This is a genomic window from Bacillus thermozeamaize, from assembly GCA_002159075.1.
In the GTDB taxonomy this organism is placed as follows: domain Bacteria; phylum Bacillota; class Bacilli; order ZCTH02-B2; family ZCTH02-B2; genus Bacillus_BB; species Bacillus_BB thermozeamaize.
This window is the reverse complement of record LZRT01000089.1, coordinates 1-12,328: the sequence shown is the minus strand read 5'-3', so window position 1 is coordinate 12,328 and position 12,328 is coordinate 1. Positions and strand designations below refer to the sequence as shown.

At 52.7% G+C, this 12,328-nt stretch carries 8 protein-coding genes and 1 pseudogene; 1 reads left to right on the top strand and 8 read right to left on the bottom strand.

Annotated elements, in window-relative coordinates:
- The 8 genes from BAA01_12335 to BAA01_12300 all read right to left on the bottom strand — a co-directional run.
- Positions 1–1,513 (bottom strand): DNA methyltransferase (locus tag BAA01_12335; GenBank protein ID OUM86563.1); only part of this gene is annotated, 1,513 nt, incomplete at its 3' end.
- 657 nt (positions 1,514–2,170) lie between these two features.
- The gene (locus BAA01_12330; protein OUM86567.1) at positions 2,171–3,553 is read right to left on the bottom strand and encodes a hypothetical protein; all 1,383 of its coding nucleotides are present in this window, start codon (positions 3,551–3,553) and stop codon (positions 2,171–2,173) included.
- A gap of 138 nt (positions 3,554–3,691) precedes the next feature.
- On the bottom strand, positions 3,692–6,052 hold the full coding sequence (locus BAA01_12325; protein OUM86566.1) for a glycoside hydrolase: 2,361 nt from the start codon (positions 6,050–6,052) through the stop codon (positions 3,692–3,694).
- 122 nt (positions 6,053–6,174) lie between these two features.
- Entirely contained in the window at positions 6,175–7,494 is a 1,320-nt protein-coding gene (locus tag BAA01_12320) for a hypothetical protein (protein OUM86562.1), read from the bottom strand.
- Between the two features lie 70 nt (positions 7,495–7,564).
- On the bottom strand, positions 7,565–8,401 hold the full coding sequence (locus BAA01_12315) for an ABC transporter permease (protein OUM86565.1): 837 nt from the start codon (positions 8,399–8,401) through the stop codon (positions 7,565–7,567).
- Positions 8,402–8,432: 31 nt separating this feature from the next.
- Entirely contained in the window at positions 8,433–9,350 is a 918-nt protein-coding gene (locus tag BAA01_12310; GenBank protein OUM86564.1) for an ABC transporter permease, read from the bottom strand.
- A 71-nt stretch (positions 9,351–9,421) separates the two neighbouring features.
- Entirely contained in the window at positions 9,422–10,786 is a 1,365-nt protein-coding gene (locus tag BAA01_12305; protein OUM86561.1) for a hypothetical protein, read from the bottom strand.
- Between the two features lie 112 nt (positions 10,787–10,898).
- Positions 10,899–11,867, bottom strand: coding sequence for a LacI family transcriptional regulator (locus tag BAA01_12300; GenBank protein OUM86560.1), 969 nt, complete (start codon positions 11,865–11,867; stop codon positions 10,899–10,901).
- Positions 11,868–12,075: 208 nt separating this feature from the next.
- Between BAA01_12300 and BAA01_12295 the strand changes: the two are divergent.
- Positions 12,076–12,328 (top strand): annotated as a pseudogene (locus tag BAA01_12295) (transposase).

Here is a 12,328-nt window from a genome sequence, read left to right as displayed (position 1 = left end):
TCGACTCCGCAAACTGTTCCTGCAGCCGCCCCATCAGTTCCGCCATCTTTTCCTCAAAGGGAACATCGTCCGTCTCGGATACTTCCGTTCCGACATAGATCCCCGGCGTCAGTTTGTAATCGTTCGCCCGGATCTCTTCGATGGTTGCCGTATTGCAGAAACCTTCCACGGGCTCAAATTTCCCGTTCACTTTCCGAAACGCCTGGTAAACCGCCGCAATTTCTTCAATGTCCTCCGGCGTGAGCGCCTTTTGCCGGCGGCTGACCATGACGCCTTTCTTCCGGGCATCGATGAAGAGCACTTCGTTTTTCCGCGGGCGAAAGCCCTTTTGGCCATCCCGGTTCTTGCTCAGGAAAAAGAGGCAGCACGGAATGCCGGTGGTAAAGAACAACTTCTCCGGCAGTTGCACGATGCAGTCGATATAGCCCTCATCCACCAACTTCTGGCGGACTTCCTTCTCGCCGGTTACGTTCGTCGTCATCGCCCCGTTGGCCATGACGAATCCGGCTGTGCCGCCCTCCTTCAGGTGGTACAGGAAATGTTGCATCCACATGTAGTTGGCGTTGCTGTCAGTGACGGCCTTGTCATACTCCACGATCAGCCGCGGATCGTTTTTCTGGATCTTGTCCGCGCCCCACAACTTCATGTTGAAGGGCGGATTGGAGAGGACAAAGTCAAACTTTTGGTCCTTGAACTTGTCATCCAGCAGCGAATCACCCAGACGAATGTCCGCGTTGATGGCGTGAATGAGGACGTTCATCTTCCCCAGGCGGACGGTCGTGTCCACGCTTTCCTGGCCGTAGAACGAAAGCGCATGCTTGTTTTTGGCGTAGCGCTGGGACTGGATGAACATGCCGCCGGAACCGCAGGCCGGGTCAAAGATCGTGCCCGATTCCGGCTCCAGCATGGCAACGAGCAGTTCGACGATGGACTTGGGCGTGAAAAACTGGCCCCCGCGTGACCCCTCGCTGGAGGCGAAGTTGCCGATGAAATATTCGAACACGCGCCCCAGCACGTCCACCGCATCATCGCTGTAGGCGCTGAACACGTCACGGGAAAAGATCTCGATCAGCGCCGCCAGGTTTTCGTTGGGCAGATTGGTCGTCCGGTAAATGCGCGGCAGTACCCCGGCCAGTTCCGGGTTCTCATCCTCGATCAGTTTCATGGCGTTGTCGAGGATTTCCTTGATGTTGGGCTGTTTGGCGTTCTTGACAATGTAGGACCAGCGCGCCTGCTCGGGGACCACGTATACGCGCTCGGCGATGTATGAATCCCGGTCTTCCAGAATCAAATTGGCGTCCTCGGGATTTTCAAAGTAATACGGGCTCCCCGGATCGCGCACCATCTGCTCCAATTCATTGCGACGCTTATCATAGCGAATGGACAGGTAGCGCAGAAAAATAAGCGGGAGAACGATATGCTTGTAGTCCGCCGGTGCCACCGTCGCCCGCATCCGGTTGGCTGCTTCGAACAGTTCCTTTTCGAATGTGATGTCTGCTTGCGCTGATGCCATAACGTATGATGCCTCCTGGTTGGAACTCAAAGCCATTATACAGCCATTATAAATTGCTGAAAATGACAACAAGGATGTCATGGAACATATGTTTGTTTATTATTTCTACAAATTGCGACATCATTCCTGCTATCTTTGTCCCATTCAAATTTAACTAAAGAGAAAGTCGCCAAAAATCCTGAAATAAAAAGCGAGGCACTTTCGCACTCGACACCCAGAGTGCCCATCAATGGTCGTGCTTGATCCTTCTACGCAGTGACCGCAGCAACACGAACGTTTCAACGTTCACGGTGCACGTCAACCGCGAATTTTTATAGTGCACTCAATGGACTTGCCCGCCCTTGCTGCCGTTTCCGCGCAAATGTCCACCTTTAGATAAACCCCAGCAACCCGCCGAATCCGTAGATTGGGCAGATCGGCCCGTAGAGAAAGCTGCGGTTGGCCTAGTTGCGGTCGCGTATGGTGCAGTAGAGACTTTCCCAGATCCAGCCAAGAAAACTGAAAACAAAAAAAGCGTCCACAAATCTTTTTATCAACCCTGCCCGACAAATACTATTAATTGCGTCCTTGAAAAAATGAAAAGCCTGCTGAAGCGAACTTCAACAGGCTGAAGTGAGGGTGTAGTGAGTCTGGAGCCAATCACACCATACGGTATCCTTAGTCACCCACAACCAGATCCCATTTATCGACGGACATTTCTACCTTGCCGTCGGCGAAGAATTCGATGGCTCTCCCGTCGATGATCGGGTAGATGGTCGAACTCATGACCCTGCGCCCGCCATTGATGAAGATTTCGAGGCTTGAGCGGTCGAGGAAGATACGAAGGCTCAATTCCCCGTTCTTAAGCGGAACGGGCACGGTTCTCTTCACGGCATCCGCCTCCGTTGGGGAAGCCTGAATGGGATGACCGCTTCTGGTCCGGTCCAAGTAGAATCTTTCCTCCGCCGTCTCGTAGTACATGACGGTTTCTTCCCGGCCGCTCTTTCGCACCTTGATCCCGAACCGCGAAGCGTCAAGCGGCTTGAATGCCACCTGAAGTTCAATCTGGTCGCCTGAAATCATCAGATCGGTATATCGCTCCGAGAAAATCACATGGCGGTGGACATGGTGACGGCGGTAATGCTCGATCTCTTGAATCGGCTCTTGATAAAGCTCGTCTCTTTCGAGCCGCAGCACCCTCGGCAGCGTCATCATCCCGGCCCATCCGTGGCCGTGCACGTCGGTCGGGATCGGCCGGTCCCACATTTGCATCCAAGCGATCAAGATCCGGCGGCCTTTGTCGTCGATCAACGTCTGCGGCGCGTAGAAATCGAAGCCGAAATCGATCTGGTCAACCGTCCGCTGTTCGAACCGGCCGGTCTCGTAATCGAACGAACCAGTTAGATATACGGCGGAGTGGATATTTTGGTGAAAATCCCCGTTCCGCTCCATGAACTGCGTGGACAGAAGCAGGACGTCCTTTCCGTCCAGTTCGAACAGATCGGGGCATTCCCACATCTTCCCCAACGTATGGTTGCTTCGAAGCACCGTGCCAAGGTAACGCCAATCGACAAGATTGTCGGAATGAAAGGCGAGGATTTGTCCGCTACCGTCGGAAGCCCTGTTGCCGACGACGGCGTAATAGCGCCCGCCTTTCTTCCATAGCTTGGGATCCCGAAAATCCTGAACCGAGGCACCTTCGGGCAAGTGGGCTGCAGAAATGACCGGATTGGAGTCCAGTTTCTTGTATGTCACCCCGTCGCCGATGGCGATGCAGACCGTCTGCCTGATGAGAGACGGATCATCGGGCTTGGGATTCGTGTGCCCCGTGTACATCAGGACATGCCGGCCGCCGTCCTCGATGGCGCTTCCCGAGAAACATCCGTCGATGTCGTACGGTTGATCCGGCGCGAGGGCTATTGGCAGAACTTCCCATTTTACCAGGTCCTTGCTCTTCAGATGCCCCCAGTGAATCGGACCCCATTTGGAACTGTACGGGTGATATTGAAAGAACAGATGGTACTCCTGATTGAAGAAGCTGAACCCGTTCGGATCATTCATCCAGCCGATTTCGGCCGACACGTGATAAACCGGCTTGTAGAAGGTGTTTACATATTTTTTGTTTTGATTGATGAATGTTGCTGCCTTCTGAAGCGAATATCGATCTGCCGACACTCCATATCCCTCTTTATCTGTCGTTTATTCCGTGTTGCCGTAATACGGCTCAGCCGTCGTCTCCGTATAGATGGATTTCATCTTATAGACGTTAAGCTTGCGAATGACGATCTCGCCGTCGGCGAACATTTCGAGGCCCATTGAGGTCTTCAGGCCGGGGAAAATTCGCGAAGTGAGGCTGATCTCATCGTTTGCGTAGATTTCCAGAAGCGACCGGTCCAGCAGGATGGTCAGGGAGATCCGGCCGTCAGCCAATTGCAACGGCGCTCCCCTTACCCCCAGTCCGGTCTGGTTGATGCTGGAGTTCAGACGGTCCAGCTTCAGCTGCTGGTCATTTGCATCATAATAGATGGACGTATACTCCATGCCGTCCGGGTCCTTCCTTACCTGAATACCGAACTGGGTGGCGCTTACGTTTTCAACCTCAAGATCGATCTCAAGCATGTCGCCGCCGATTTCATTCAGCTGGCTGTTGGCTTCATCCACCGTGCTGACTTCCAGTTCCAACAGCGTCTGTTCCCGAATATGTTCAAGTTCCTCAATCGGCGCGAAACGCAGCTCGCCAGTCGCGTCATCCAAATACAGCGAGACGGGAAATCCGGCCGTATGCGCCCAGCCTGAATAATAATCTTCCCACGAGTTTCTTCCTTTCCCCTGGGCGATGGTGAACAGGATGGTTCTGCCCGTCTTCGGGTCCACAAAGCCGCTTGGTCCGGTGAAGAAGCCACCACCATAGTCCATCAGGCGCGGTTCCTCATGTTCCGGAATGAACCGCATCGTCTCCTTGTCGAACCAGCCCAGCCAATAGTAGACCTCGACGTCCGCGCCATCTCCCTGCGGCGAAATCAGAAAAATGTCTTTCTTCACCGTGCCGTCCTTGGATTTAACCGGCAGCAGAACTGGAAGTTCCCAATGCTCGCCGAGGAACGGGTATTTACCCGCGTCGCTTTCATAGAAGTTGCCGTTGTATTCCCAATTTTTCAAGTCTTCGGAGGAATAGATCAGCGCCGTGCCGCCATTGTTGTTGTTCGTGCCGGTGCCGACGAGCATGTACCAGCGGTCTTCCTCTTCGTCCTTCCAGACGAAGGGATCCCGGAATTCGCCGAAGTCGCCCTGGCCCTGCTGTTGCTCCACGACGGGTTCAGGATAGAGGGGCTCCCAATCCGTAAGGTAAGGGTCTTCGAGATCAGCGGGATGGTAGATGGCCACCCGCTGGTTGGGGGAATCGCTGTCGTTGCCGGCAGTCACGAACAGAAGCGGATTTCCGTCCTGATCCAGCGTTGCACTGCCCGACCATGCCCCGTCGGGAATAAGATCCCCGGCTTCAGGGGAGATGGCCACCTTCACGTGCTCCCAGTTCACCAAGTCGTCGCTTACCCAGTGGCCCCAATGGATCTGATGCCAGAACGGGCCGAACGGATTGTGCTGGTAGAACAGATGGTACTTCCCGTTGTAATAGAACGGGGCATGCGGCTCGTTCATCCAATATCCCGGCGGGATGGCATGATATTGCGGGCGGTACCGGTCATCGGCATACATCGCGGGATCAATCTTGATCTGATCGTAGTCGATTTCCGGAATTGATCCGCCGTTTGCTTGCAACGCTTCATCATAAATCTGCCGGATCTCTTCATCCGTCAGAGCTCTCCGGTAGATGCGCAGATCGTCCATTAGCCCGTTGAACATGTTGACGTCGAAGACGCCTGAAATTTTGACGTTGTGGTTATATTTCCCGATGCTCAGCGGATCGTCGCTCGGATTGACGGATTTTCCAATGTAATCGGTGAACACCTGCTCATTGATCTTCTCGCCGTTGAGATAAAGAACCGCTTTCCCTTCCTTGGCATCGAAGGTGGCGGCGATATGCGACCATTGGTATTTGGATACCGGATGGCCGTCATCCCATATGCTCACCCAATCGGAAAGCAGCTCGTTGCCGAGGCCCAGCTGCAAAGACCAGGTTCCATGGCGGTACAGTCCGAACACCATTCCCTCTTTCTGGTCCTTGTCTCCCTGGCTCACAATGGCGGATAGATAGCCCTGATCCCCGTATTCAAAAGCCCTCGGCGCAACCCATACGCTGATCGTGAATGCATCGCGCGGCATCTCAAAATCCGCATCTTCGATGTACGTCGAATATCCGTCGAACAGCAAGGCGCCATTCAGAACGCCGGCTGCTCTCCAAAGCGGGTCTGACGCCTTCTTATAAAGCAACGGCTGATTCTCCTGATTAAAGACATAATGGATGTGTTGCGCCTGGCCGCTGACGTCGTCCGTAAGCGACTCGCCGCTGCCTTCATCGAAGGTCCAATAGGCCGCCAGATCATCGTTCTCCTTCTGCTCTTGCCCTTGGCAGGCCGCGCTTACGATGAGGGCGCCAAGCATAACGATGGTAAGCAGCACTTTTCCTATTCTCATCTGCATCACTCTTCATTTGCCGTCCGTAAGTCGTTTCGGGATGATTCAAGGAGCCGGCTTCGCCCTGCTGGCTCCTTGACCAGCAACGCTTACTTTTCCAGCAAGTTCTTCGCCAATACGCCTTCCGTGGGCACTTCCTCGTGGTAGGTAAAGAAGGAATCGAAGGTCATCAGGCCCCAGTCTGCCGTCGCGTTGTCGACAATTTGGATGTACAGTTTCTTGCCGATATATTTGGACAGATCCGCCCGGTATTGGACCATGTTGGCGAGTCGCATGCCCTGGTCGATATTCGGGAAGTTCACGTCGGCAAATTCCGTGTTGCCGTAGCGGGCGATTTCCGTGTTGGTATCCGCGTCATAGATCGAGATATACGTCTTGGTGACATCCTTGCCGCCGCCGAGCTTGAACGTGATCCATCCCGAACCGCCCAGTTCAAACACCGAAGACGTCAGGGTTCCGGTTCCGGCTTCGTTGAACATGCCGAAATGATAGTTGCCGTCGCGGTTGTATGGAATTTTCTCCGCCCACCATGTTTCTTCATCATTCACGCCGGCATGGTCAAAGGCATCGCCTTCGAACGTCCATCCGGCCAGGCTTCCCGTCTCGAATCCGGGATTGGCGATCTCGTACGGTGACGCCGCCTCCGCTTCGAGCACGTACTCCCTTTTCTTTTCAAAGATTTCCCCGGGCTCTTGCGGTTTGGCTTGGCCATTCACATAGTAGGTCCGGATATCGTCCACGTTGATAAAGCCAAAATCGCCGTCATCATCCTCGTCGACAATCATGAGGTACATTTCTTCTCCGAGATATTGAGACAGATCCAGCTTGTACTCCACATAGTTGTTGGTGAAAGCAAGCCCGTTCTCATACAGCGATTTGTCGGCTACGCCCGGATCGGAAAATTCGGTATTCGTCTGCTTTGCGATCATTTGGTCGTTCTTGGCGAGAAAGACGCCCACATATGTTTTCTCCTGATCCCTTGCTGCCCCGATCTTCATGGAGATGATGCCGTCACCGCACAGTTTGAACGTGGAAGATTTCAATTTTCCTGTCTTGGATTCCTTAATCGTCTCGTCGAATCCGAGGCCGTACAGATGCCAGTTCCCTTCATGATTAAAGGGAATCTTCGCATCCCAAAACGTCTTGTTGGTGGCGACGTTATCATCACTGAAGGCATCCCCTTCGACGACTTCCCAGCCCGTCAAGTCGCCGGTTTCAAATCCGCCGTTGGTCAGCGTGCATGCTTCGGGGGTTTCATCGACGGCGCTGGAAGATTCCGCTTGAGTTTGGTTGTTGGATCCTACGTTTTCATCCGAACCGTTCGAATTGTTCGCATTGTTGTTCCCGCCGCATGCGACCAACGTGAGCATCAGCATGAACGTGAGGGCAGCGCAAATAAACCGTTTCATCTCGTTCGACCTCCATAAGTTGAGCGTTTTTCGTAAAATCCGCCAATCTTCTAAACTCCGCCAATCTTCTTCACCGGATGCCGGCCGTCATGAAGCCGTCTACAATATACTTTTGCGCGAAGACATAGATGATAACCAGCGGAATCGTCGTGACCGTAAGGGCTGCCATGACTTCGCCGGTGGTAATCGTCGGCAGATTCTGAATCGTGTTCAGCGCGGCCTGAATCGGATACAAAGGCCAGCCTTTGCCGGACGGTGCCGGCAGCACCATGATGGGCCACACGTAATCGTTCCAGGCGCCGATGAAGGTGAGGGTGGCGATCGTGGCGACGATCGGCTTCGAAGTCGCCATAATGATCTTGAAGTATACCTGCACCTTGTTAGCCCCGTCGATCAGCGCCGCTTCCTCCAATTCCCTCGGCACGCTAACGAAATATTGCCGGAACAAGAAGATATTGAACGTGCTCACCATTGGCGGGATAAGCACCGCCAACACCGTGCCGGTCAACTTCATGTTGTGGACGATGGTATAGAGCGGAATGACGGTCGTCTCAATGGGCACCACGATCAGGAAGATGATTATGCCCATGATCAGCCGCTGTCCTGGGAAATAGTATTTGGCCAAGGCGTAACCAGCCATGGAGTTGAACAAGATGTTCCCCACCACGATCACGCTGGCGTACATCAAGCTGTTCAGCATATATTTCCAGACGTTGTACTCCACGAACAAGTCGATGTAGTTATCGAAGATCAGATCCGGTTCATGAAAGTTCGGCACGAAGCTCTCCAAAGTGCCGATTTCGCTGTAAATCATGACATCCGACTTCGTCGATGCCGCCAGCATCCACACCGTAGGAAAGAGGAAGACTATGGCCAATAGAATCAGGCAGATGTATCTTAAGGTCATGCGTACGATTTTTGCGGCTCGCAAGTTTCCGTCAGTCCTCCTCTCTCAACAAGTAACGCTGGAGCATCGTGGCCGAACCGACCAAGATGGTGACCAGCAACGCAAGGGCACTGGCATATCCAACCATCTTGAAGAAGTAACCTTCCATGTAGATCAAGTAACTGAGCGTGACCGTGTAACTCTTGTAGCCGGTCATGATCATTGGTTGGATGATGAGCTTCGTCGCAGCGATGAACGTCGTGATGATGATGAACACCGTGGTCGGCTTTATTCCCGGCAAGGTAATGTACCGGAATTTCTTCCACGCGTTCGCTCCGTCCAAGCTGGCCGCTTCATAAAGTTCTGGCGAGATGTTCTTCAGGCCGGCAAGGAAAATCATCATCTGAAATCCCGCGCCTTGCCATGCCGACACCAGCACGATGATGGTCATCGCCTGGTCCGGGTCGCTGAGGAATTTTTGCGGCGGAATGCCGAATACGGATAGCAACCCGTTGAGCATTCCTTGCTCGTCTGGACGAAGGATGTTCAACCAGAGCAACGAGATAACCGTGAGCGACATGACCACCGGGCTGAAGAACGCCACCTTGAAGAAGGTGTTGCCTTTGAACGGCTTATTGACCAACAACGCCAGCCCCAGTGCGACGCTGATCTGAATCGGTACAACCAGCACGACAAAGTAAGCGGTGTTCACGAGCGCATGATAGACGTCGCCCTTCTGCCGGAAATCGTCCAGGAGGGATCTGAAGTTCTCCAGGCCCGTGAAATGGATGTTGTTTGGCTCCAGCAGGTAATAATCCGTAAATGCGTAGTACAACGATAGGACGATCGGCTGAATGACGAAGAGCACGATGAGTACAAGCGCCGGAGCCAGGAAAAGATACGCTACAACGGAATCTCTGAACCTATATTTCTGATCCTTGGCCCTTACGATGTCCCAGACGATGACCATGCAAAGGATTAACGCGACGACGAGAAATAGTCTAATCGTAAACCGGTTCATCGTAAACAAATCTCCTGATTTTATTGCCGATGTCGTTTCAACTTAACCTCCAATTGTGCAGTCACTTGATCAATGGTTGAATCGACGGGTTGACCGTTTACGATTCGGTCGATGGCTTGTTGGAACGAGAACGTAAGCTCCGGATAAGCTACCGTCTTGGGCCGCGGATGCCCGGCCTTCATCAGTTGTTCCATAAGCAATTTGTCGGGGTCTTGATCGAATCTGTCCGTTTGCTCATAGGCCGATTTGGTGGCTGGCAACAATCCGGTCACCGAGGTGAACATCAAGGTGGATTCTGTATTGGTCATCCATTCCGCCAGTTGGGCCGCTTCCTTCGGATGTTTGGTCGTCTTGCTCACCCCGAAGGCCCAGCTGCCCGTCGGCGCGTGAAGTACTCCCGTGTCTCCGACCGGATAGGGAAGAACGCCCCAATTGGGCACCTTCTCCGCATAGCTGTACTTCAGTTCCGGTATCGTCCACGCGGAGCTCAACGACATCGGATAGATTCCCATTTCGAACGCCTTGTCCTCCGGCGTCGGCGTCGTCAACCCTTCATCCACCAAGGACTTGATGAATTCGAACCCCTTCTTGCTGGCTTCGCTGTTGAAATAACCGTCGGCGGTGAGGCCATCCTCTCCGATCAGATCCCCGCCGCTCGTCCAGATGAACGGAGCAAGAGCATAGGTAATCCATTCGTCCTGCGAGCCCAAATGTAAATCAATGGCCGGTTTATTGAAGTAATCCCTCAGCTTCCGTGCGACTTTTTTAAATTCATCAAACGTCCATGGATCGTCCACCGTCACCCCCAGATCTTCCTGGCACGTCTCGACGCTCTTACACAAGCCGGCTTGCACGAACATGTCTTTGTTGTAGTAGATCACGACGGTCGATTCTTGAATGGCCAAGCTATAGAGCCTGCCGTTATAGGTTCCTTGTTCAAGCGCCGAATCCAAGAAATTGTTCTTCGCCTCCTCCGACACGTAATCCGTGAGATCCAACAGGATGCCCGAGTCGGCATAAGCCGCCGTATTCGGTCCATCCAGCGTCAGCACATCCGGCAATGAATTCGTCGTCAACGCGGCGTTGACTTTGTCTTCATACCCTGTTCCGCCGCCGCCGCGGGCTATGAACTGCACATTCACCTCGATCTTTCCCGCATTGGCTTTATTGAACGCTTCCGCCCGTTTCTTGTATGCCTTTCCTTCGGATGTATCTTCCGCAATGTGAACCCACATGGTCAGCTTGACCGGTCCGTCGGATGATTCCTCGGATACCGCGTTGTTTCCGCCGCTTTCGTTGCCGCCATTGCCCTGGCAGGCCGTAAGGCTGAGCAGGAATAGCACGATCAGCAAGCCCCATATGCTTCTCCTTTTGACCATTTTCATCGAGCACCTCCACTATGAATTGAAACGTTTCCAAGGTTTCGTAAACAAAGTTGAAAACGTTTCCATTCCGATGGCAAAAAAGTGGCCACCCCCTCTCGCCGTTTCTAATCCATCATGTGGTCTCTCCTTTTCTGAAAACTACGGGAATGTAATAGGTTTGTTGTTCAATGCGTTCTCCGGAAATTTTCTTCAGCAGCAAACGCACTGCCGTCCGGGCCATTTCTTCAACGGGCTGACGGATGGTAGAGAGAATCGGATGGAAGTAAGGATGATCCTGGATTCCGTCATACCCGATCACCTTGACATCCTCCGGTACGCGGATGCCTCGGCGTTTGGCATATTCAATATATTTGGCAGCCAGCATATCCGTAATGGCGAATACGCCGTCAATATCCGGATATAGGTCCATGAAGCGATTAAAATATTTGGTATCATCCGCGATGGGGTCCGGCTCTTCATAGACGACATAGTCGATCCCCAGCGCCTTCGCTTCAGCAATGAAGCCTTCGCGCCGATTGATCGTCTCAGACTCTACCTTCGGAACGTTGCCCAGATAAGCTGGCTTCCGGGCACCGGCTTTGACGAGTTCCCGGAGGGCAATCCTTCCGCCTTCGTAGTTGTCGGAAGTGACGCATACGACCTTATTCCCAAAATGGCGGTCAATACTGATGATCGGAATACCCGCTTTCACGCTTTCCTCAATGTCGTTGTACGTGATCCCGATGATTCCCGCCACTTTGTTCTGCCGGAGCATCTCCAAGTAATACAGTTCCTTCTCCGGTTTTCCACCGCTGTTGCAAAGCATCAGTTTGTAACCGGCGCGATCCAATTCGTCTTCGATGTAATAGCCCAGTTCAGAGAAGAAAGGATTGTAGATGCTTGGAAGCAAAAGCGCGACCATATTGGATTTCTGCTTCTTGAAGTTTCTGGCTACTTCGTCCGGCACATAATTCAATTCCTTAATGGCTTTGAGCACTCTTTCCCTCGTCTCGTGTTTTACGGATTCCGGATTATTAATCACCCGAGAAACAGTACCAACCCCCACCTTGGCTAGCGCAGCCACCTCTTTCATATTCGCCATGATCACGCCCCTCCAATAAGGTCTTTGATCACGTCAATCGTTTGGAAACGTTTCTATTCGATCTACCGATAGTATAGTACGTGTTTGGAAACATTTCAACCTGAATTTCGAAAGTAAAACTCTTTTAAAAACATAAAAAGGGCTCCTATTCTTTGGTAGAATGGTGTTTGACGAAAAAAACCCAGCCAAAGAAAGGAGCACCTTTAAGGTGAAGTCTACCACACCCGTCAGCAAAATCAAGACAGAATTTTCCCTGCGACATGCGACCAGTTTCGGAGGCGCCAAAATCTTTCTGGAATACCTCGAGAAAATCAAGCTCGCCAAGGCGCTGCAGGGGCTATCGTTTGCGAAGGCAAACAACTCGTTGTTTCCCCTCTACCGCATCCTGCTGTATCTCATTGTCGGCTGGGTGCTCGGCTGCCAGCGGCTCTTTCATTTTCGCAAGTTGCAATATGATCCGC

Coding starts and splice junctions, on each gene's coding strand:
- BAA01_12330 (OUM86567.1), bottom strand. CDS start 3,553: ATGAATGATCCGAACGGGTTCAGCTTCTTCAATCAGGAGTACCATCTG.
- BAA01_12325 (OUM86566.1), bottom strand. CDS start 6,052: ATGCTTGGCGCCCTCATCGTAAGCGCGGCCTGCCAAGGGCAAGAGCAG.
- BAA01_12320 (OUM86562.1), bottom strand. CDS start 7,494: ATGAAACGGTTTATTTGCGCTGCCCTCACGTTCATGCTGATGCTCACG.
- BAA01_12315 (OUM86565.1), bottom strand. CDS start 8,401: ATGACCTTAAGATACATCTGCCTGATTCTATTGGCCATAGTCTTCCTC.
- BAA01_12310 (OUM86564.1), bottom strand. CDS start 9,350: ATGGTCATCGTCTGGGACATCGTAAGGGCCAAGGATCAGAAATATAGG.
- BAA01_12305 (OUM86561.1), bottom strand. CDS start 10,786: ATGAAAATGGTCAAAAGGAGAAGCATATGGGGCTTGCTGATCGTGCTA.
- BAA01_12300 (OUM86560.1), bottom strand. CDS start 11,867: ATGGCGAATATGAAAGAGGTGGCTGCGCTAGCCAAGGTGGGGGTTGGT.